The following is a 20,896-nucleotide window of genomic DNA, read 5'->3' as shown; positions in this document are numbered from 1 at the left end:
TGCTAAAACTCAAACTGATAGAGCAAATCCAGTGCCTGATCGAGACCGGACACGGCTTCCAAATAGAGTTTGGGCATCAGGCGGTAACGCAAGGTTAACGTCGCCAGTGAATCAAATATGCCAACACCGTATTTTACTTGTAGACCCGGCAGTACATAACCGCTCACCTGCACCTGCTGGCTGTCGCCTACACCGGTGGTATCAAGCGCGAGGTTACTGACGCCGAATGTCTCGCCGATTTTACCCATAACCTGACCACTTTGTGCAACCCCTAACCCCACAAGTGCTGAAGTTAATGCATTACTGTCGCCATCACTGCTGAGTCCCTGACCGCGTAATAAGTAAGAAAGCGCTTCCTGCTGCGACATGGCGGGGTCAGAGAACACCTCGACTTTCGGCTCATCGGCCAGGCCGGTGACGCGAATACCGGCGGTGACATCATCTTCGGTGGCTTCCGGGTTACGTATCGCTTCAAGGTTAACGTACGGCTGATCTGGCGGCCCGGCAAACTGCAACTCGCCTTTACGCACAATCAGATCCTGCCCGTAAGCGTGGAAGCGGCCATCAGGAATATTGATCTGTCCGTTTAAGCCCAGACCGGTTTTATCCTGCACCAGTTTAAGATCGCCATTCAGCTTGGCTTTTAGACCAAAGGCTGACAGCCGCACATCGTTACCGACATGGATCACCAGGTTGCTGTTGATCGGAATGGCGGCGGTCTTCGGTTGAATCGGCTTGAGATCTTTATCCAGCATCACCTCATCCGAGGAGACGCCAGTGGCGCTTTCCGGCACTTCCTGCACCGTGATGCGCGCCCACGGAATATCCACTTTGCCATCCAGATTAAACGCGGCTGGCGTGGCTTCAAACACCAGGTCTGGCGAGACATCCATACGCACCATCGGTGGCACGGTGACACGAATACGGTTGCCCTGCGCGGTGATGCGCGCACGCCAGTTATCCAGCTGGCTCCAGTCGGCATTGCCGCCCAGATTGAGGTTGCCCTGCGTCGTCTGTAACAGGCCGTTAAGCGTCGAACTCATGCCATTGAACACCATGTTCAGATTGGCGGAGGTGAGTGTGACCGGCATAAAGCTGGCCTGCACGTTGACATCGCTCAACCCCAACTGGCCAAACACCTGCGGCTGTTGCAGTGTGCCGCCCAGACGCAAGTTGCTGTTGAGGTTGCCTTTAATCTTTTCACCCTGCATCAACGCCGGATTGAACATCGCCAGCGACAGATTGCTGATACCAATATTACCTGACAGCTGGCGACGGGTTTGCGGATCGGCAATCTGCACATTACCGCTCAGCTGGCCGTTGTTGACGATGTGAATCAGCCAATCGAGTTGGGCACGACCGTTGCGCATCGCGGCATTCAGGTTAAGCGTGTCAAAGGCGATCGGCAGCGTGTTGCCCTGCACGTCTTGTTCGACTTTCACGCCGTTACCTTTCAGCGAGACCGTACCGGTTGGCAGCGCGCCGTCGGCGGTCCAGTTCACACGCGCATCCCCACTGAACACACCGTTCAGTTTGGTGGCATCGGTGAGGAACGGTTTGATCATCGCCAGATCAAAGCGGTTCAGCACCACATGGGCGTGACCGCTGGCCCCGGCTTCAATCGGCTCGGGTACGCACAGCTGCGCGTTCGGGTTCTGCCAGCAGTGTGGCCCGATAGAGGCGGTCTGCTTAGTGTTGAGGTAATCAATCGCCATCGCACGCGTCAGACGCCATTCGCCCACCGGGGTATCAAAGTGGGTGTTGTTGAGATTGCCCTGCCAGCGTTCAGTTTTGCGATCAAAGCTGCCGTTGAGCGCCAACTGGCCGGAGACCGGCTCGCCCTGGACGTTCAGTTTGAGCTGATGCTGCTTCTCGTTGCCGTCCGCATTCAGCGTCAACAGATTGATCTTCAGCGCGTCCTGTTGCAGTTGCTCAACGCGCAGCTGCAGCTTACCGGCGATCTGATCGCTGGATTTCACATCTCCTTCCAGCGCCACACGACGAATCTGCAGTTGCTGCCAGCGCAAGCCGGTTGCAGTGAGATCGGCCAGCAGCTGCGGTGCCTGCAAGGTGCCGCGTGCTTTTACCGTGCCTTTCGCCACGCCGCCGAGTCCCGGCAGTGCGTTATCCAGGTGCGGTGCATCGATATTGGCATCCAGGTTGAGCGTGTCGCCCAGTTCACCTTTCACGTCCAGATGGTTGCGGCCCAGCGCGATATTAATGCCCGGGATTTTCCACTGGTTATAGCTGTTGCCGGTGAGTGAGCCATTGGCGCTGACGGCGTTCTGCTTCACGTTCCCTTTCAGCTCCAGCTGCGGCACGCTCAGCTGCCAGCTTCCGCCGTACAGGCTGCCACGCGTGGCGATTTTGCCGTCGAGTTTGGCAGGCCAGTCCGGGTACTGTTTGGCGGTGTTGATGCCGGATAGCGTCAGTTCGCTGCGCCAGCTGATGGCTTTGCTCCAGTCCACCAGCGCGGTTAAATCAACGTTACCCTGCAGTGCCGCCACGCGCAGCTTGTCCAGACTGAACTGCTGCACGTTGCCTTTGCCATCAAGCGCAATGGTCGCCGGCGGCACGGCTTCGCCTTTCACAGCGGTGCGCAGTGACATCACATAATCAGTGGCTTTGCCTTTGAACTGATAATCGAGGTTATCCGCCTGATACTGCACCGGGCCGGTGAGCGGCCAGCGCAACTCCGGGCTGGTGAGCTTCAATGACAGTGGCAGACCCGCCACCGCCGGTTGTGCTGCGGCATCCAACTGTGCGCGCACCGGGCCCGAGAGATTCAGTCCCAGTTTCAACTCTTCACGCATCGCCCCGCTGAGGTTCATTTTGATCTTCTCGCCCTTGATCGGATCGAGATTTAACGATCCGCTGAGCGCGAAATTCACTGGCCAGTTATCCGCCAGCTGCGCATCACCGCTGGCATTCACCTGCCCTTGCGGTGAATCGATGTCAAAGGTTTCTAACTGAAGATGGCGGTCAGCGGTTTTGGCTTTCAGCAACAGACGGGTAATCGACACATCGCTATCGCCGGTCAGGCGCAGCTGTTCGCCGAGCAGCTCCTGAACGGTAATATCCAGCGGCAGCTGGAAGTCAGGCAGTTCGGGTAACAGCGGTTTGGCAAACATCTCTTGCAGCGTTTCACCCAAGGGTTTCTCATCCGGCTGCGGCTGTTGCACTTTCGGCTGCACCACTTGCTCATCAACCACTTTCGCCGCCTTCGGCAGCGCTATCAGCAGGCTTTGAATATGCGTTGGGGTTAACGTCAGCGCGCGACCCTGCCAGTTGAGGCCGGTGGTGAAGTCCAGCAGCGAGATGGATGTGTCATCCACTTTGACGTTGATGTTGTGCAGCCCGACCTTGCTGAGCGTTATCGGATACGGCGTGGTCAGGTTGGTGCTACCGCTCTCTTCCTGCGGCGGTGGTGCAGCGGCCGGGGCCATTTTCTTGCTGTCGACCACCACGCTGACATCCTGCAAGCCGATGTCATTCACGCACACCGACGAGTGCAGCAGGCAGTTCAGGTTGAGCGCCAAATGGAAGCGTCCAGCATCCACGCTGACGCCCGGCATCTCATACTTCACACCACTCAGCGTCAGATCGCGCCAGCCACCTTCGACTTTGTTGATCGATAAACCGGGCACCCAGCGATCGGCACCTTTCAGCACCAGATGCAATCCGGGTGTGGTGCCAATCAGAAATGCCACACTGCCAAACAGCACCACCAAAAAAATACCGAATCCAATCAGGACCTTTTTCCACAGCTTCATAGTTCAGGCCCCAGTCCTACATAGAATTGCAAACCATGTTCCTTGTCATCGCCAATCGGCCGTGCGATATCAAATTTGATTGGCCCGACCGGAGAAGCCCAGCGCACGCCAATACCAGCACCGGTTTTAAAATCACTCTGTTTGATGTCGTTTACCGCTTCACCGGAATCGACAAACACCGCGCCCCACCACTTGCCGGTCACGTTGTATTGATACTCCAGCGAGCCGGTGGCCATTTTGGAGGCACCGGTCAGCTTGCCGTCACTGTCGCGTGGCGAGACATCTTTGTATTTATAGCCGCGAATACTGCGGTCGCCCCCGGCGAAGAAGCGCAGATCCGGCGGAACTTTGTCGAAGTCGTTGGTCTCGATCCAGCCCAGGTTACCGCGTACCACAAAGCGATTTTTCTCGCCCAGCATACGGATCCAGACGTTTTGCGCCTGCAGGATCAGGAAGTCGACATCCGATCCCCAGGTGGTATCGGAGACATCGACGGAATAACGCTGCGAATCGCCCCAGGTCGGCATCAAGCCACCGCGTGAACGCGTGCGGCTCAGGCTCACGCCCGGATAGAGCAGCATGGTGGTGTTGGTGACACTGCCTTGGGTGAAGTGATCAAGACTCCACTTCAGGTTAACCGCGCGCTGCCAGCCGGAGCTGCTGTCCCAGTTACGCGACACGCCCAGCGTGGTGGTATCGGCTTTGGTGTCGTTGAGATCGGTACGCTTCAAACCACCGGAGAAGGTGTAATACTGCTCCAACGGGCTTTTCAGCAAGGGCACTTTATAGCTGAGATCGAGCTGTTGTTCAGGTGCGGAAATATAGGAGCTGGCAGTGAGGCTATGACCGCTGCTGTTGATCCACGGCTTTTTCCACGTGCCTTTCAGGCGCGGGCCGACATCGGTGGAATAGCCGACACCGGCTTCGATGGTGTTTTCAACGCGTGGCGAAACGGCGGCATTCAGCCGCAGCACTTTGGTCTGACGACCTTTGTCGAATTCCGGGGCAACGACCACCGAGTTAAACCAGCCCGTGGCTGACAAGCGGCGGTTTAATTCCGCTAAATCGCGCGAGCTGTAAGGGTCGCCCTTTTTGAACGGCACAAGATTCCGCAGATAGGCTTCGTTGATTTGCGAGCCCTGGAAGCTGACATCGCCAAAACGGTAGCGCGGGCCACTGTCGTAATCGATATCCCAGAATGCTTCGCGTCTTTCGACCGAAACGCCAAGCTGGCTTTGCTTAAAGTCACCGTCGAAGTAACCATTACGCAGTGCCAGGCTGGAGAAGCCATTTTTAAATTTGTCGTATTCGCCGTGATTGAGCTGGGTGCCGATTTTCGGCGTGCCCTGCTTCACCCAGGCTTTATAGTCATCATCGTTTTTCGCCGCACCTTCGACCACGATGTGGCTGCCACCGATTTTCACCGGTTCGCCCGGCTTAACGTGGGCGATCAGCACCGGTCGACCGCCCTGCGGCGGCGCGGGACGTGATTCGAAATCGATTTCGGGTTCGTAATAACCGAGTGCCCGCAAGCCTTCTTTAATCGCCTGCGAGACACGCGCCTGGAAGCGCCCATCACTCGACACTTCGTCAGTTCCAATGGTGGACAAGCGCGCCCTGACGTTCTTCTGTAAATCCCCGGTTAGCCCTTCCAGCTGCAAGCGCACTTTCGCTGCCTCAACGGCAGGTGCAGCAAGCAACAGGCTGGCCAAACAATAAATATGCAATCGCGGCACGCTTACTCCTGTTAATAATGCCTGCCCCTTATTCCGCAGGGGCGTTATTTCTCATCGGAGGCTATCACCACCACTCGCTTACCCATCAGCATAGCCGCTCTTTTTGGCGGATGGCTGAGGAAAAATGGTCACTAAGCCAAATCATTTCCTATTGTCGGTAAATGGGGGGAGCGATACAACACCGAAGCCGCACTTCTGCGACTGAGGGGAGCGCACTCGGATTATTCCGACCTCCTTGTGCGCGCCTCTGGCGGCGGCATAAGCGCTGCTGCTATAATCAGCACCCAGCAGGCATGACCTGCTTTCCTTTCTGCCCCGACGTTAACGTTCCTTGTCGAAATGGCGCAGACATTTTTGGCACGGATAGCCCTGTATGACAGGCGAATACTGGATGTTCTCCTGCGCTGCCCAGGCCAAAAATGACAAGTGATTAACCCAACGGATCTTTTATGCTCGATAGCTTACTTGTCATTCTTTTACTGATTGTGATCAGTTCATTCTTTTCTCTTTCTGAGATCTCGCTGGCGGCTGCCCGTAAGATCAAACTTAAACTGCTGGCCGATGAAGGCAACATCAATGCGCAGCGCGTGCTGAAAATGCAGGAACAGCCTGGCATGTTCTTCACCGTGGTGCAGATTGGCCTCAATGCCGTGGCCATCCTCGGTGGTATTGTCGGCGATGCCGCGTTTTCCCCCGCCTTCAGCAGTTTATTTAGCCGCTTTATGGCCCCTGAACTGGCCGATCAGCTCAGCTTTATCTGTTCCTTTACCGTGGTCACCAGCCTGTTTATTTTGTTTGCCGATTTAACGCCGAAGCGTGTGGGGATGATCGCGCCGGAAGCGGTGGCGCTGCGCATCATCAACCCGATGCGCTTCTGCTTGCTTGTGATGCGTCCGCTGGTGTGGCTGTTTAACGGGCTGGCCAACGTGTTTTTCCGCATCTTCAAGCTGCCGATGGTGCGTAAAGACGACATCACCTCCGACGATATTTACGCGGTGGTGGAAGCCGGTGCTCTGGCTGGGGTGCTGCGTAAACAGGAACACGAACTGATCGAAAACGTCTTTGAGCTGGAATCGCGTACCGTCCCGTCTTCGATGACGTCACGCGAGAACGTGGTGTGGTTTGATCTGCACGAAGATGAAAACAGCCTCAAAACCAAAATCGCCCAGCATCCGCACTCAAAATTTCTGGTATGTGATGGCGACATCGATCATATCGTCGGTTATGTCGATTCCAAAGAGCTGCTGCTGCGCGTGCTGGGCAATCAGAGCCTGACCCTGAGCAGCGGCGTGCAGATTCGCTCTGCGCTGATTGTGCCGGACACATTAACGCTCTCTGAAGCGCTGGAAAGCTTTAAAACTGCTGGCGAAGACTTCGCGGTAATCATGAACGAATACGCGCTGGTGGTGGGGATCATTACCCTCAACGACGTGATGACCACGCTGATGGGTGATTTGGTCGGCCAGGGTCAGGAAGAGCAGATTGTGGCACGTGATGAGAACTCATGGCTGGTTGAAGGCGGCACACCGATTGATGACGTGATGCGCGTGCTGGATATCGATGATTTCCCACAGTCCGGCAACTATGAAACCATTGGTGGTTTTATGATGTACATGCTGCGCAAAATCCCGAAACGCACCGATTTCGTCAAGTTCTCAGGTTACAAGTTTGAAGTGGTAGATATCGACAGTTATCGCATCGATCAGCTGCTGGTGACGCGTATTGACGATCGTCCACCGGTGCTGAGTGTGACGAAGAGCGCCACTGATGAGCTGGAGTCGCCGTAGTACCGGGCGGCAGAAAAAAACAAGGCGCGATTTCTCGCGCCGCTACTGAGGGCGCCTGATTGCATGGCGCCCTTTCTTTTTTACTGCTTAGTTGTACTCGGCTTGCAAACGCAGTACCTGGCGGTTGATCTCGGACATCACGCTAAGGTGCTGTTTATCTTTGACGCGGGGCAACATCACTTTGCCTTTATCGAACTCAAACGCGCCAACATCCTTGATATACAACCTTCCTTTAAAAAGCGTTTTTACGTATTTCGCAATTTGCAGCGGATTATAGCGCTGGAAGATTTTCATACTGTCTAACTCCTGAACAGATGTACTACGCTTCGTCGTTGCCAAATCCGGTACGAACCCATGAAGCGCAAATGAGGCATAACTATAGAACACCAATCGTTACGTATGTTCCGAAAAGGTGAATTTTTTACTGAATTGACACATTATTACAGAACACTCTGTTATGCCGTTCACAAAACCCAGTATAAACCTTCACTCATTAAGGAATTGTGGCGTGGGTTGCAAAGCTGTTAACTCATCGCGACAGGCGCATCATCCACACCTAATATTGCAAAAACATGAATAACTGGTCGGATCACTAAGGAGTATCACCATGCGTTTGGCACACTCTGTGTTAGCCCTGGCACTGCTGGTTCCCAGCCTTGTCTCAGCCCATGCTTTTAAGATCGGCGATCGTGTTCCGCCAGTGGGCGTGAGCGACAGAGGCGAACTGCTTTATCAACAAGATAAGTTTAGCTACCAACCGTGGAGTAGCGCGCAGCTGAGTGGAAAAGTGCGTGTCATCTTACATATTGCCGGGCGTTCTTCGGCCAAAGAACAGAATGCCGCGCTGATTGAGGCGATCAAAGCGGCGAAATTCCCGCATGACCGTTACCAGACTACCACCATTGTGAACACCGACGATGCGATTCCCGGCACGGGGATGTTTGTGCGCAGCAGTATTGAGAGCAACAAGCAGCAATATCCGTGGTCGCAATTTATCGTCGACAGCAACGGCAACGTGCGTAAGGTCTGGCAGTTGGAGAAAGGGGGTTCGGCAATTGTGGTACTGGATAAGACCGGGCATGTGCGATATGCCAAAGAGGGTGCACTTACGCAGGATGAAGTGCAGCAGGCGATGAAACTCATCCGTGAGCTGTTGCAGTAAAAACGGAGGTCGCCATTAATGGCGACCCTGTGTTGCCCGGCTTGTGTTCTATATTCATCCCGGAATGAATAGCGAAAACACAGGCTTCTTTCGCAAAGTGCGCGTCAGGAACTAAAACAGCGAGACGCGGAAACCCGGATTCAGGAAGGATTCGCGTGGTGTGTAGTCGAGAGTTTTACCCTGCCAGTCATGCACGTGGGCTCCCGCCGCAATCGCCACCGCGTGACCTGCTCCGGTATCCCAAATGTTGGTTGGCCCAAAACGCGGATAGAGCTGCGCTTTACCTTCCGCCACCAGACAGAATTTCAGTGAAGAGCCAATTGCCGTGGTTTGATGTTCGCCTAACTGCGTCAGATACTCTTTCAGCTCTTCATCTTTATCTGCATGCGAACGGCTGACAACCACCAGCAGTGGACGCGCCTCGCGCACCTGAATCTGCGTTTTATGGTCGCCCTCTTCTTTCCAGGCTTTGCCATCAGCGGCCGAATACATCACACCCAACGCGGGCGCATAGACCACACCTAACACCGGTTTGCCGTTTTCAATCAGGGCAATATTGACGGTGAATTCACCGTTGCGCTTGATGAACTCTTTGGTGCCATCCAGCGGATCCACCAGCCAATATTTTTTCCAGTTCTGACGCACCGCCCAGCTCGGCGGATCTTCCTCTGATAACACCGGCACTTCTGGGGAGAGCGCGGCCAACCCTTCCACGATGACTTTGTGCGCCGCGAGATCGGCAGCCGTGACCGGCGAATCATCTGACTTGCGCGTCACATCCATCGGCTGCTCACCCGCATAGACATGCATAATCGCATCGCCTGCTTCACGCGCCAATTGGCTAATTTTATCTAACATTCTTCACCTCTTTTCCGCTGATTCTGCCTGTCAGACATCAACAGCTCACCTCTACACATTTTAGCAGTTGTGTTCCCATGCTTTGCGGCTGAACTGTCTGAAACGGCAATCTATATGATTATCAATACCATAGTTCAAGGTTGGCGGCTATGGCGTGATACTGAATCCCTTTTTAGCGGACAGCGAAGCCTGCTGATGCGTGAAAGTCTGAGACACATCACAAATTGAAATGATAATTCGTCATTGTTTTACATTATTTTGAGAGGCCCATTAGATCAGACAAGGAGCAAATCATGTTCAAAGCGAGCATGTCGTTACTGGCGCTGTGTGTGACGGCGGCCACGGTGCAAGCCGCTACAGTGGATCTGCGCATTCTGGAAACCACCGATCTACACAGTAATATGATGGATTTCGATTACTACAAAGACACACCAACTGAGAAATTTGGCCTGGTGCGCACCGCCACGCTGATTCAACAGGCACGCGCAGAAGCAAAAAACAGTGTGCTGGTCGATAACGGCGACATCATTCAGGGCAGCCCGCTGGGCGATTACATGGCCGCTAAGGGGCTGAAAAAAGGCGATGTGCATCCGGTATATAAAGCGATGAACACGCTGGATTACGCAGTAGGCAACTTAGGCAATCACGAATTCAATTACGGCTTACCCTATCTGCAGAAAGCGATTGCCGGGGCACGCTTTCCCTATGTGAATGCCAACATTATCGATGAAAAAAGCGGAAAACCGCTGTTTAACCCCTATCTCATCAAAGAAACCACCGTTACCGACCGCAGCGGTAACCCGCATCGCTTAAAAATTGGCTACATCGGCTTCGTTCCACCACAGATTATGGTGTGGGATCGCAACAATCTGCAGGGCAAAGTGCGCGTTGATGACATCACGGAAACAGCGAAGCGCTATGTGCCGGAAATGCGCGCAAAAGGTGCTGAAATAATCATCGCCATTCCGCACTCAGGTTTAAGCAGTGAGCCTTATCACGCCATGGCAGAGAATTCCGTCTACTACCTCAGCCAGGTGCCAGGGATTAACGCCATTATGTTTGGTCACGCGCATGCGGTGTTCCCCAGCAAAGAGTTCGCAGCCATTAAAGGCGCTGACATTGCTCAAGGCACGCTGAACGGTGTTCCGGCAGTGATGCCCGGCATGTGGGGCGATCATCTCGGCGTGGTCGATTTGGTGCTGAATAACGAAGGCGGCAAGTGGCAGGTCATGCAGGGCAAGGCTGAAGCGCGGCCCATTTACGATCCGGTTGCTAAAAAATCACTGGCCGCAGAAGACAGCGGTCTGGTGAAAGTGCTGGAGCAGGATCACCGTGCCACGCGTGAGTTTGTTGCTAAGCCTATCGGTAAATCCGCCGATGTAATGTACAGCTATCTGTCGCTGGTGCAGGACGATCCCACTGTGCAGATCGTGAATAATGCCCAGCGCGCCTATGTTGAGCACTTTATTCAGGGCGATCCCGATCTCGGCCGCTTGCCAGTGCTTTCGGCTGCCGCACCGTTTAAAGCCGGTGGGCGTAAAAACGATCCCGCCAGCTATACCGAAGTAGAGAAAGGTGAACTGACCTTCCGCAATGCCGCCGACCTGTATCTTTATCCGAATACCCTGGTGGTGATGAAAGTCACCGGTGCACAGGTGAGAGAGTGGCTGGAATGCTCAGCCGCGCAGTTTAATCAGATCGATCCGCACAGCAGTAAACCGCAGGCACTGATTAACTGGGATTTCCGCACCTACAACTTCGACGTGATTGATGGCGTCGATTACCAAATCGATGTGACGCAGCCTGCACGCTATGACGGCGAATGTACGTTGATTAACAAAGACGCTTCACGCATTAAGGATCTGATATGGCAGGGTAAGCCCATCGACCCTAATGCGGAATTCCTCGTCGCCACTAACAACTATCGTGCTTACGGCGGGAAGTTTGCCGGCACCGGCGATAAATACGTGGCGTTTGCTTCACCAGATGAGAACCGTTCAGTGGTCGCGGCTTATATCAGCAGCGAAACCAAAGTACACGGCGAAGTGAAACCGCAGGCCGATCATAACTGGCGTTTAGCGCCGATTCACAGTGATACGCCGCTGGATATTCGCTTCGAAACCGCACCGGGCGAGAAAGCCACGCAGTTTATTGAGAAGTACGCTGATTATCCGATGAAAGCCGTGGGCAGTGACGAGATCGGTTTTGCGATTTGGCAGGTAGATTTGCAGAAGCAGTAAGATTGGCAAAAAAATGGCCAGTCATTCACGACTGGCCATCCACTACGAAAAATTCAGATTACAGAATTTCCAGCAGCTCGACTTCGAATACCAGGGTGCTGAATGGCGGGATGGATGCGCCAGCACCGCGTTCGCCGTAGGCAAGGTTTTGTGGAATCACTAATTCCCACTTAGAACCCACTGGCATCAGGGTCAGCGCTTCAATCCAGCCCGCGATCACGCCGCTTACCGGGAATTCAGCCGGTTCGCCACGTGCCACTGAGCTATCAAATACCGTACCGTCGATCAGTTTGCCTGTGTAGTGTACACGGACACGATCCTGACGTGATGGAATCGGGCCATCACCTTGAGCGATTACGCTGAACTGCAGACCAGATTCCGTGCTGCTCACGCCTTCACGCTGCGCATTCTGCTCCAGGAATTTATGGCCTTCAGCCGCCATGGCTTCCACACGCTCACGGCGCACGCCTTCTGCACGTTCGTGCACTTCACGCAGCGCGCGATGTACCACGTCAACAGGCACAGCCGGTGAGTTCCCTTCCAGCGCGTCGCGCAGACCCGCGAGCAGTGCTTCTGGCTGCAGGCCCTGCAGTCCAGATTCCTGCAGCTGCTGGCCGACCTGTAAACCGATACCGTAACTTGCTTGTGATTCGACGCTGTCGAATGAAGGGGTGGTCATCTTGATTCCTTAATCCCGGAGAAAATAGAAACGGCAGCATAACAGCGCAGGCGGCTGGCGTAAAATCTGCAGCGCCGCAGATGACATTTACCAGGGAAAGAGAAACAATACGCAGGTCAAATTTTTCAATGCTGGCAGGCACTTCGCGCCCGCATTGCCCATACTATAGCTGTGGCAACGTTTTCGTCGTACAGCGCTAAGAAAGAGAGAATACATGGGCCAGATCGCCCCACGACGCCGCAGGACGCGCGCACCGCGTGCTTTTACTTTATCGAGGTTGCAACGTTGGCTGCCGCAATTTTCGCGCAAGGCCGCCAGCGAGGAGGATTCACGAATGGCTTCTGATACCCCTTCCCGCGTTCCCGCCGTGCTGCTGCGCGTCTGGCATCTGCTGGATGATGTGCGCTGGATGAACCCGCTACCGGCCTTCCATCGCCGTGGCATTGTGATTGCCTTACTGGTTCTGCTATTAGCGTTTCTCTGGCCGAGCAGTACGCCGCAATATCCGATTGAGCGCCCGGCAGATAACAGCAGCAAAGAGGTGCCGTTACAGGCAGAGATTTACGATAACAAGCAGCCGCAGAACACCCAACCGAAAACCGATTCTCAGGGCGAATGGCATAACTACACGGTGGCATCAGGTCAGACGCTGGCACAGTTGTTCCGCGACAATAATCTGCCGGTGAATGATGTGTTCGCGATGGCACGCGTCGAGGGTGACGATCAGCCGCTTAGCGCATTGAAGAATGGCCAGCAGGTGAAGGTTCGTCAGAACGCGCAAGGCGTGGTGACAGGATTAACGGTGGATGGCAGCAACGGCCCGGTGTTATTTACTCGCCAGCCCGACGGCAGCTTTATCCGCGCTCAGTAAATCGCAGATACAAAAACGCCGGCACATGGCCGGCGTTTTCGCGTTACCGAGTAAAAAATTACTCAGCCACTACATTCACAACCAGTTTAGCGAACACTTCGCTATGAACCTGGAAGTCAACTTCGTGCTCACCGGTAGAACGCAGAACGCCGTTTGGCAGACGCACTTCGCTCTTAGCCACTTCAACGCCAGCTGCAGTTACTGCATCAGCGATGTCGCGGGTACCGATTGAACCGAACAGTTTACCTTCGTCGCCTGATTTAGACGCGATGGTAACGGTGCCCAGTGCGTTGATTTTCTCTGCACGTGCGTTAGCAGCAGCCAGAACGTCAGCCAGTTTGGCTTCCAGTTCAGCGCGACGCGCTTCGAAGAACTCAACGTTTTTCTTGGTAGCAGGAACAGCTTTGCCCTGTGGAACCAGGAAGTTACGAGCGTAGCCCGCTTTAACGTTAACCTGATCACCCAGGCTGCCCAGGTTTGCTACTTTATCAAGCAGAATAACTTGCATTACCTTATCCTCTTAAAGTCGTTAATGGACAACTACCAATTACTGATGACGATCAGTGTATGGCAGCAGGGACAGGTAGCGAGCGCGCTTGATGCAACGAGCGAGCTGACGCTGGTATTTTGCACGAGTACCGGTGATACGGCTCGGGACAATTTTACCGCTTTCGGTAATGTAGTTTTTCAGTGTAGCGATGTCTTTGTAATCAATCTCTACAACGCCTTCCGCGGTGAAACGGCAGAATTTGCGACGACGGAAATAACGTGCCATTTGGCTAGTCTCCAGAATCTATCAATTCAATCTGCTCGGCATGTAACACCATTCTGCTCTGACCATTGCGTGCCTGATGGCAGCTAATGAAACCTTCGAGAACGAGTTGCGTACCGACCGTTATATGTTGAGTAATCACCTGATGGGTGCTGCCGCTGATAATCACCGGCATCTGACACCAGGCTTGCCGGTGAAAACCGGCCTCCTCCTGCACAGAACTGTGCTCAAGCACGAACTGGCAGTGAGGAATCCCTGACGGACTGACTTTTCGAACTGGCGTCTTGCACACAGTGCCTGACAGGCGCAGTCGATTTGCCGTCATGTCGGATTACTCTTCAGAATCCCCAGCATCTGAGTCATCTGATGATTCGTTAGCGAAGTCTTCGCGACGATCACGACGCTCATCTTTCGCTTTAACCATCGGAGATGCTTCAGTTACCGCGTGCTTAACGCGCATAACCATGCTGCGGATAACGGCGTCGTTGAAGCGGAAGTTAGTTTCCAGCTCGTCAATCACTTCCTGCGGTGCTTCTACGTTCAGCAGAACATAGTGAGCTTTGTGCAGTTTGTTGATTGGGTAAGCCAGCTGACGGCGGCCCCAGTCTTCCAGACGGTGAATCGTGCCCTGTGCACCGGTGATAGCACCAGTGTAACGCTCGATCATACCTGGAACCTGTTCGCTCTGGTCAGGATGGACCATAAATACGATTTCGTAATGACGCATCGATAGCTCCTTACGGATTATTCAGCCTCCTGTCGGGGTCAGCTGCGGCCCATGGAAGCAAGGAACGTTATAGGTTGTGAATCATTTAAATGAAACACACCTCTGAATGCAGCTGAAAAATTGACGCGTAATCATACTGGCGTCCCCCTGGAAACTCAAGCGCACAATTCATCAAATCGCGTGGGTCGTGCCAGTTAAGCGCACCTTTTGTGCTAAGGATTAAGATTCAGCGGGTTAGCGAGGGTTTATTCAAAATTGCTGATGGAGGCGTTCAACAGGGCGATCTGGCATCAATGTGGCGAAGAACTAAACTATTTACAGGCGCAACGGTTTGGCTTATTCGCGGCGTCTGAGAGTGTAATCCCTGGAGTGAGGAGTCGAATATGAAAACCATCATTTTCGCCACTTTACTGGGTCTCTTCCTGTCTCCACCCGCTTTCGCCAGCTCCGCTGACTACGCGCAGCAGATGAGAAGTAACAGCAGCAATGCGGCTTCAGGCTATGTCTATGTCAACCGGCTGGATGCGCCTGGCAGTAACCCAGTCAGTGCGAATACCAGTGCAGCAGATCGTCTGTCTTCACAACTGTAAATCGGATGACGTAACGGGCTGGCTCACTTTGCCAGCCCGAGTTGTTTCTACAGCTGATGTTTGAAAAAACTCACCAGTGCAGTCAGGGCTGAAGGCGTGATTTTGTGGCCGATGTGCTTTTCCGACAGGTAAGTCATTTTTTCATTCAACGCGGCTTCACGCAGCGCTTTCTCCAGCCGGACGGTTTCAGCGAACGGCACCACTTCATCGGCTTCACCGTGCCACAACAGCAGCGGGCGATTGGCCAGCTTATCCAGTTGCTGGCTGGGATCGTAAGGTGCCAGCGGCGCGAGGCGAGCAGCGAAGGCCTCTTTCTGTTCTGGCGTGCGCGCCACCAGCGGTGGGAACAGCGTGTGGCTGAGCTGCATAAAGTAACCGGAGCCCATCATACAAGCGACGCTATGAATCTGCGGATAGCGCACCATCGCGCCCAACGCCGTCATGCCGCCCATCGAAGCACCAGCCACTGCAAAGCGCTCATCGGCAATCAAATCTTTCTCACGCAGCGCCGCTTCTAACTGTGGTACTTCGTCGATGTTCTGTTTGAGGATCTCCCAAAAGTGCGTCATACGCGCTTCAGTATCCCCGTTGTAGCGCGCGCCGTGCATGTCGGCATCCGGCATCACGACGCGGAACCCAGCCTGCGCCAGCGCCACCGCGAAGTAGCTGTACACTTCTTTGGATGAGGTAAAGCCGTGATAAAACAGGATGGTGGGTAACCGTGCCTGCCGCTGTCCTGCGGGAGCCGCATGGATACACTCAATACCTGCCAGGTTTTCCGTTGCCAACTCAATCATACCGCCTCCGTTGAGAATGATTATCACCCGTCACAGTGTAAGCGCTGAGCGACAAAACGCGAGCGACTTCACATTTAATCAGAATAATTTCTGTACTAAACCTTTTGCCGCATTTGCCGTTGATCTTGTACCCCTCCAATAGTCTTGAAATAGGTACTTTATGAAGCGTCTCTCTCTCAGCGCCATGGGTCTCGGCATTAAACTGTCTGTATTGACGTCTTTAAGCGTGGCGATTGTGCTGTTTACCCTGACCCTAACACTGAGTCATAACGCGGCCCGTCAACTGGAGCAGCTGGCGACTGACGATATGCAAAATCAGGTGCTGGGCATTAATGAAATGGCCACCATGTTTAACGCCACGTTGTCTGAAGAAGTGGCGAACTACACCAAACTTTTCCAGAGCTTCCTGCCCAAGCGCTTTAGTCGTGATGAGAACGATCGCATTCAGGTCGGCGAATTCAGCACGCCTACGCTGCGCGCCGGGCTGAAAACCCTCAACCTCGATCAAATCGCGGTGGATGATTTTCTCGATCGCACCGGTGCGGTGTCGACCATCTTTGTGCGTGACGGTGAAGACTATGTTCGTATCGCCACCTCGCTGAAAAAACAGGACGGTAACCGCGCCATCGGCACCAAACTGGATCGCAGCAGCGCGGCATGGCGCAGCGTCAATCAGGGCGAAGTTTATCGCGGACTGGCCACGCTATTTGGCCATCGTTATATCACCCAGTATCAGCCGGTGCAGGATGAGAGCGGCGCGGTGATCGCTATTCTGTTCGTTGGCGTACAGATCGATACGCAATACGCCCTGATGCGTGACAAAGTGCTGGCGCGCCATCTCGGCGACAGTGGCAACTTCTTTGTGTTGAACGGTGCCACCGGCAGCACGCAGGGACAGTATCTGTTTGATCGTCAATCAGAAGGCAAATTGCCGCGTTGGGATCAGACCGTCCAGCAGCAACTGTTAACCCAGCCAAAAGGGTTAATGAGTATTGAGCTCGATGGCGAGACTAAGTTATTGGCGTGGCAGCAACTGCCGGGCTGAAACTGGATTATTGCCGGAGAAGTGAGTCGTGCCAGCCTGCTGGCCCCGATAACCCAGAGCCGTAACCTGTTTATCGTCATTGGGCTTGCCCTGGTCATCGCTTTTGCCGTGGGCTTTATCTGGTACAGCCGACGCGCCATTACGCGCCCGTTGCAGCAGGTGATTCATCTGGCAGAGCAGTATGCGGCCGGTAATTTGCAGGCGCATCTGGATTCCACCCGCCGTGACGAAATCGGTCAACTGGTCGCGGCCATAAACGGTATCGGCGATGGGCTGGAAAAAGTGGTGAGTCAGGTTCGCTATGTGGCACGCGATATCAGTCGTGGCACTGACACTATCGCCGCCAGCAGCTCCAGCATTAGCGAACAGATCAATCGTCAGGCGAGTAGCGTGGAAGAGACCTCTGCCAGCATGGAGCAGTTTGGCGCGACGGTGGCGCAAACCGCGGCCAACGTCCGCCAGGCGATGGCGCTGGTCGGTGAAGCGGCCAGCACCGTCAATCATGGCGGCAGTACGGTGGCACGCTCGGTCGAAACTATGGCGGAGATCCGCGTGGCTTCACAGAGCATTGCTGATATCACCCATGTGATTGAATCGATCGCTTTCCAAACCAATATTCTGGCACTTAACGCGGCGGTGGAAGCGGCGCGTGCCGGTGAGCATGGCAAAGGCTTTGCCGTGGTCGCAGCGGAAGTCCGTGCGCTGGCGCAACGCAGTGCCAATGCGGCTAAAGAGATCGATAACTTGATCGCCACCTCCATCGATAAAGTAGCGGCTGGCCATGCGCTGTCCGAGCAAACGCGCGATGCAATGCAGCATATCGTCAGCCATATTGAGCAGGTGAAAACGCTGATGGGCGAGATCAATATCGCCGCACAAGAGCAGGCAGCGGGCATTGGTCAGGTTAATCTGGCGATGAATCATATTGGCCAGGCGACGCACCAAAGCAGCGATATGATCAGCCAATCGGAAACCACCGCGCAGACGCTAAGCCAGCAAGGTCATCATTTGACGCAGCTGGTGAGTGTTTTTCATCTTAAAGACTGATGTGAAGAAGGAAGATGGCCTAAACTGGAGCCATCTTCCTTTCCAGGAGCGTGTTATGCGTCGCTTTTTACTGGTGCTGAGCCTATTACTAACCGGATGTGCTGCGTTTAAAACCACGCCGGAAGCCCCACCGCCGCCCACCAGCCACGCGCAGGAGATTAGTCGTGCGCAAAGTTATGGCTTGCGCAAGCTGGGCAATATTACGGTCTCTACCCGTGGTTCACCGGATGATGCCGAGCGCGCACTGGCCGCACGCGCGAATCAGGCGGGCGCGGTTTACTACCAAATCCTGATGCTGGATGAAACCACGCTGCCCGGTTTTTGGTACGGTACTGCGATTCTCTATGGTGCGCCTTCAACCAGCGCTGGCGCGCAACAGTAAGCGCGTGCAGAGGTCGTCACTCAACGAACGCCGCCCCCGCATATCCAGGTGTTGATCGCACCAGCCATCAGCCAACGGCGGTTCTGCCACTTTTAACAGAATCGCCGCGCTCGCCAGTTGTAACAGTTCCTGCGTCACCTCACGTGCCATACCTTCCCGCACATGGTTGAGCTGCAGCCTTAACTGGCGCCAGCGACGATCAAAGTGGCGATTGCTGCCTTTTACCGCTTCAAATTCATCGTTGAGCATGGTCATGACGTCCGCCTGGCGACCCAGCACGCGCAGCACGTCGAGGCACATCACGTTGCCAGAACCCTCCCAGATGCTATTAACCGGCATCTCACGGTACAGACGCGGCAGTTCACTCTCTTCGCAATAGCCGATGCCGCCCAGCACTTCCATCGATTCTGCCACAAACGGCATGCCCGCTTTGCAGATGCCAAACTTGGCGGCGGGGGTGAACAGTCGCGCATATAAACGTTCGTGCTCGCTGGCGGGGGTGGACCATGCACGCGCTAATCGCATTAGCAGCGCGGTTTGCCCCTCTAACTGCAATGCCTGCTGCGCCAGCACGGTGCGCATTAATGGCTGATCGCTAAGGTTTTTGCCCATCACCTGACGCTGCTGCGCGTGATGCAGGGCAATCGATAAGGCGCGGCGCATTAAGCCATGGCTGCCCAATGCGCAATCAAAGCGTGTCATGCCGCCCATTTTCAGGATCAGCCGCACGCCATCGCCCTCTTCGCCCATCAGCCAGCCAATCGCATCCTGAAATTCCACCTCGGCGCTGGCGTTGGAGCGGTTGCCTAGCTTGTCCTTCAGGCGCTCGATGCGAATGGCGTTGCGCGTGCCATCAGGCAGCAGACGCGGCAGAAAGAAACAGCTCAGCCCTTGCGAAGTCTGCGCCAGAATGAGATGCGCATCGCTTTGCGGCACAGAGAAAAACCATTTGTGACCGGTGATCCTAAATGGTTCGCCCGTGCCGCGTGCCCCAATGGGTTCCGCGCGCGTACTGTTGCTGAGCACATCGGTTCCGCCCTGTTTCTCGGTCATGCCCATGCCAATCAACAGGCCGCGCTTTTTGTTGCCCGGCTGGTGATGCGCATCGTAGCGATCGCTCAGCAGCGCCTCGCGCCAATCCGCGTAGGCTTCCGGCAGATGATTTTGCAGTAGCGGAATGGCGGCGTGAGTCATGGTCACCGGACAGAGCGAACCCGCTTCGACCTGAGCATGCAGCATAAATCGCGCTGCACGCGCCACCATCGCATTGGGCTGCACATCGGGCTGCCAACTGAGATTATGCAAACGGCTGGCACACAATCCCTGCATTAACAGATGCCAGGCCGGGTGAAAGCGCACCTCGTCCAGCCGCTCACCGCGTGCGTCGTAGCGCTGCAGTTCCGGCGGTTGGGTATTCGCCAGCCGGCCTAACTCCAGTGATTCGGCGCTGCCCAGTTGTAATCCGACAGAGGCCAGCCATTCGCGGTCCCAGCCAGCACCCTCACGTGCCACTGCCTCGCACAAAGCGATATCGCGGGTGAATAAATTGCTGTTACTGAGAGGATGGGGCTGATTGAAAACACTGTGGGTTGTCCAGGTCATAATGTGGCATCTCCCTCATAAAACGCATGGTTCAAGTATGAGGGGGATGTGCAGTTATGCCTGGCTCAGAAACACTTTTGCGGAGGGGATCACGCCAAACGCTGGCGTACCGCTTCGAACAGGCAGACGCCGGTGGCGACAGAGACGTTCAGTGAAGACACGCTGCCCGCCATTGGGATGCTGATCAGCTCATCACAGTGTTCACGGGTCAGACGACGCATGCCTTCGCCTTCCGCACCCATCACCAACGCCATCGGGCCAGTCATTTTGCTCTGGTAAACGGTGTGATCGGCTTCACCTGCGGTGCCAACCACCCAGATGTTGTACTCCTGCAGTAAACGCAGGGTACGTGCCAGGTTGGTGACGCGAATCAATGGCACGTTCTCTGCTGCACCACTGGCGACTTTTTTCGCCGTGGCATTCAGCGGGGCGGCACGATCTTTCGGCACGATGACGGCATGCACGCCCGCCGCATCGGCGCTACGCAGGCAGGCACCGAGGTTATGCGGATCGGTGACGCCATCCAGTACCAGCAGAAACGGTTTTTCCAGGCTTTGCAGCAGATCCGGCAGATCGCCTTCCTGATAGTTTTTACCCTGTTTAACGCGTGCCACGATGCCCTGATGCACACCGCCTTCCACCTGGCTGTCGAGCCATTGGCGGTTGGCCACCTGAACCACAATTCCCTGAGCTTCCAGTGCGGCAATCAGCGGCTGCAGGCGACGATCGTCACGGCCTTTGAGAATAAAGACTTCCTGGAAACGCTGAGGATCACGTTCCAGCAGCGCCTGCACGGCATGAATACCAAAAATTATTTCACTCATTTGT

General features: G+C 54.8%; 18 protein-coding genes and 1 pseudogene. 7 read left to right on the top strand and 12 right to left on the bottom strand.

From position 1 onward, the window contains the following. Positions 1-2: 2 nt before the first annotated feature. Complete coding sequence (gene tamB / locus CRO33_RS21385; protein ID WP_097119502.1) at positions 3-3,773, bottom strand: autotransporter assembly complex protein TamB; 3,771 nt, start codon at positions 3,771-3,773, stop codon at positions 3-5. Next, positions 3,770-5,509 carry an autotransporter assembly complex protein TamA gene (gene tamA, locus CRO33_RS21380; protein WP_097119500.1) on the bottom strand — a complete coding sequence of 580 codons (1,740 nt, stop codon included), beginning with the start codon at positions 5,507-5,509 and terminating at the stop codon, positions 3,770-3,772. The genes tamB and tamA overlap by 4 nt, the downstream gene beginning before the upstream one ends. A 449-nt stretch (positions 5,510-5,958) precedes the next feature. Between tamA and CRO33_RS21375 the strand changes: the two genes are divergently transcribed. Next, positions 5,959-7,296, top strand: a complete 1,338-nt coding sequence (locus tag CRO33_RS21375; protein ID WP_034829259.1) for a hemolysin family protein — start codon at positions 5,959-5,961, stop codon at positions 7,294-7,296. An 87-nt stretch (positions 7,297-7,383) separates the two neighbouring features. Here the strand turns inward: CRO33_RS21375 and CRO33_RS21370 are convergent, their stop codons facing one another. Then, entirely contained in the window at positions 7,384-7,590 is a 207-nt protein-coding gene (locus tag CRO33_RS21370; protein ID WP_031280153.1) for a DUF1107 domain-containing protein, read from the bottom strand. A gap of 313 nt (positions 7,591-7,903) precedes the next feature. Here CRO33_RS21370 and CRO33_RS21365 point away from each other — a divergent pair, with 313 nt between their 5' ends. Next, positions 7,904-8,458, top strand: a complete 555-nt coding sequence (locus CRO33_RS21365) for a YtfJ family protein (protein WP_097119499.1) — start codon at positions 7,904-7,906, stop codon at positions 8,456-8,458. 111 nt (positions 8,459-8,569) lie between these two features. On the opposite strand, the gene cysQ is transcribed toward CRO33_RS21365, so the two are convergent. Further along, a complete protein-coding gene (gene cysQ, locus CRO33_RS21360; RefSeq protein WP_097119498.1) occupies positions 8,570-9,316 on the bottom strand; it encodes a 3'(2'),5'-bisphosphate nucleotidase CysQ in 747 nt (248 codons plus the stop codon). 293 nt (positions 9,317-9,609) lie between these two features. On the opposite strand from cysQ, the gene CRO33_RS21355 reads away from it, so the two are divergent. Continuing rightward, positions 9,610-11,556: a bifunctional 2',3'-cyclic-nucleotide 2'-phosphodiesterase/3'-nucleotidase gene (locus tag CRO33_RS21355; protein ID WP_097119497.1), complete on the top strand. Its 1,947-nt coding sequence runs from the start codon at positions 9,610-9,612 to the stop codon at positions 11,554-11,556. Between the two features lie 58 nt (positions 11,557-11,614). Here the strand turns inward: CRO33_RS21355 and fklB are convergent, their stop codons facing one another. Further along, positions 11,615-12,235, bottom strand: a complete 621-nt coding sequence (gene fklB / locus CRO33_RS21350; protein ID WP_038644441.1) for an FKBP-type peptidyl-prolyl cis-trans isomerase — start codon at positions 12,233-12,235, stop codon at positions 11,615-11,617. A 214-nt stretch (positions 12,236-12,449) separates the two neighbouring features. On the opposite strand from fklB, the gene CRO33_RS21345 reads away from it, so the two are divergent. Further along, positions 12,450-13,106, top strand: coding sequence for a LysM-like peptidoglycan-binding domain-containing protein (locus tag CRO33_RS21345; RefSeq protein ID WP_160834422.1), 657 nt, complete (start codon positions 12,450-12,452; stop codon positions 13,104-13,106). A gap of 58 nt (positions 13,107-13,164) precedes the next feature. Here CRO33_RS21345 and rplI read toward each other — a convergent pair whose 3' ends face one another. The 4 genes from rplI to rpsF are packed head-to-tail and all read right to left on the bottom strand — an operon-like array spanning position 13,165 to position 14,605. Continuing rightward, positions 13,165-13,614 (bottom strand): 50S ribosomal protein L9, encoded by a 450-nt coding sequence (gene rplI / locus CRO33_RS21340; protein ID WP_034829315.1) that lies wholly within the window; start codon positions 13,612-13,614, stop codon positions 13,165-13,167. Positions 13,615-13,653: 39 nt separating this feature from the next. Then, positions 13,654-13,881, bottom strand: a complete 228-nt coding sequence (gene rpsR, locus CRO33_RS21335; protein WP_002210155.1) for a 30S ribosomal protein S18 — start codon at positions 13,879-13,881, stop codon at positions 13,654-13,656. 4 nt (positions 13,882-13,885) lie between these two features. Next, the gene (priB, locus tag CRO33_RS21330; protein ID WP_097119494.1) at positions 13,886-14,203 is read right to left on the bottom strand and encodes a primosomal replication protein N; all 318 of its coding nucleotides are present in this window, start codon (positions 14,201-14,203) and stop codon (positions 13,886-13,888) included. A gap of 6 nt (positions 14,204-14,209) precedes the next feature. Then, positions 14,210-14,605: a 30S ribosomal protein S6 gene (gene rpsF, locus CRO33_RS21325; protein ID WP_034829324.1), complete on the bottom strand. Its 396-nt coding sequence runs from the start codon at positions 14,603-14,605 to the stop codon at positions 14,210-14,212. Between the two features lie 383 nt (positions 14,606-14,988). Between rpsF and CRO33_RS21320 the strand changes: the two genes are divergently transcribed. Further along, positions 14,989-15,195, top strand: a complete 207-nt coding sequence (locus CRO33_RS21320; protein WP_034829327.1) for a hypothetical protein — start codon at positions 14,989-14,991, stop codon at positions 15,193-15,195. A gap of 47 nt (positions 15,196-15,242) precedes the next feature. Here CRO33_RS21320 and yjfP read toward each other — a convergent pair whose 3' ends face one another. Continuing rightward, positions 15,243-15,992 carry an esterase gene (gene yjfP, locus CRO33_RS21315; protein ID WP_097119493.1) on the bottom strand — a complete coding sequence of 250 codons (750 nt, stop codon included), beginning with the start codon at positions 15,990-15,992 and terminating at the stop codon, positions 15,243-15,245. A gap of 160 nt (positions 15,993-16,152) precedes the next feature. Here yjfP and CRO33_RS21310 point away from each other — a divergent pair. Both CRO33_RS21310 and bsmA read left to right on the top strand, forming a co-directional pair. Continuing rightward, a pseudogene (locus tag CRO33_RS21310) lies at positions 16,153-18,084 on the top strand (methyl-accepting chemotaxis protein). Positions 18,085-18,139: 55 nt separating this feature from the next. Next, positions 18,140-18,466: a biofilm peroxide resistance protein BsmA gene (gene bsmA, locus CRO33_RS21305; protein WP_097119492.1), complete on the top strand. Its 327-nt coding sequence runs from the start codon at positions 18,140-18,142 to the stop codon at positions 18,464-18,466. Here the strand turns inward: bsmA and CRO33_RS21300 are convergent. Further along, on the bottom strand, positions 18,440-20,068 hold the full coding sequence (locus CRO33_RS21300; RefSeq protein ID WP_097119490.1) for an isovaleryl-CoA dehydrogenase: 1,629 nt from the start codon (positions 20,066-20,068) through the stop codon (positions 18,440-18,442). The two genes, bsmA and CRO33_RS21300, sit on opposite strands and share 27 nt — an antisense overlap. An 89-nt stretch (positions 20,069-20,157) precedes the next feature. Then, positions 20,158-20,892 (bottom strand): 23S rRNA (guanosine(2251)-2'-O)-methyltransferase RlmB, encoded by a 735-nt coding sequence (rlmB, locus tag CRO33_RS21295; RefSeq protein ID WP_034829342.1) that lies wholly within the window; start codon positions 20,890-20,892, stop codon positions 20,158-20,160. Positions 20,893-20,896: the final 4 nt, after the last annotated feature.

Source organism: Pantoea sp. GL120224-02, assembly GCF_900215395.1.
In the GTDB taxonomy this organism is placed as follows: Bacteria; Pseudomonadota; Gammaproteobacteria; order Enterobacterales; family Enterobacteriaceae; genus Pantoea; species Pantoea communis.
This window is presented reverse-complemented; position numbering and strand designations above follow the sequence as displayed.

Bases quoted from the DNA above. Each gene is read 5' to 3' on its own strand.
- CRO33_RS21370 (WP_031280153.1), bottom strand. From the start codon at position 7,590: ATGAAAATCTTCCAGCGCTATAATCCGCTGCAAATTGCGAAATACGTA.
- rplI (WP_034829315.1), bottom strand. From the start codon at position 13,614: ATGCAAGTTATTCTGCTTGATAAAGTAGCAAACCTGGGCAGCCTGGGT.
- CRO33_RS21320 (WP_034829327.1), top strand. From the start codon at position 14,989: ATGAAAACCATCATTTTCGCCACTTTACTGGGTCTCTTCCTGTCTCCA.
- CRO33_RS21365 (WP_097119499.1), top strand. From the start codon at position 7,904: ATGCGTTTGGCACACTCTGTGTTAGCCCTGGCACTGCTGGTTCCCAGC.
- CRO33_RS21300 (WP_097119490.1), bottom strand. From the start codon at position 20,068: ATGACCTGGACAACCCACAGTGTTTTCAATCAGCCCCATCCTCTCAGT.
- fklB (WP_038644441.1), bottom strand. From the start codon at position 12,235: ATGACCACCCCTTCATTCGACAGCGTCGAATCACAAGCAAGTTACGGT.
- cysQ (WP_097119498.1), bottom strand. From the start codon at position 9,316: ATGTTAGATAAAATTAGCCAATTGGCGCGTGAAGCAGGCGATGCGATT.
- CRO33_RS21355 (WP_097119497.1), top strand. From the start codon at position 9,610: ATGTTCAAAGCGAGCATGTCGTTACTGGCGCTGTGTGTGACGGCGGCC.
- rlmB (WP_034829342.1), bottom strand. From the start codon at position 20,892: ATGAGTGAAATAATTTTTGGTATTCATGCCGTGCAGGCGCTGCTGGAA.
- CRO33_RS21375 (WP_034829259.1), top strand. From the start codon at position 5,959: ATGCTCGATAGCTTACTTGTCATTCTTTTACTGATTGTGATCAGTTCA.
- rpsF (WP_034829324.1), bottom strand. From the start codon at position 14,605: ATGCGTCATTACGAAATCGTATTTATGGTCCATCCTGACCAGAGCGAA.
- priB (WP_097119494.1), bottom strand. From the start codon at position 14,203: ATGACGGCAAATCGACTGCGCCTGTCAGGCACTGTGTGCAAGACGCCA.
- yjfP (WP_097119493.1), bottom strand. From the start codon at position 15,992: ATGATTGAGTTGGCAACGGAAAACCTGGCAGGTATTGAGTGTATCCAT.
- rpsR (WP_002210155.1), bottom strand. From the start codon at position 13,881: ATGGCACGTTATTTCCGTCGTCGCAAATTCTGCCGTTTCACCGCGGAA.
- bsmA (WP_097119492.1), top strand. From the start codon at position 18,140: ATGCGTCGCTTTTTACTGGTGCTGAGCCTATTACTAACCGGATGTGCT.
- CRO33_RS21345 (WP_160834422.1), top strand. From the start codon at position 12,450: ATGGGCCAGATCGCCCCACGACGCCGCAGGACGCGCGCACCGCGTGCT.
- tamB (WP_097119502.1), bottom strand. From the start codon at position 3,773: ATGAAGCTGTGGAAAAAGGTCCTGATTGGATTCGGTATTTTTTTGGTG.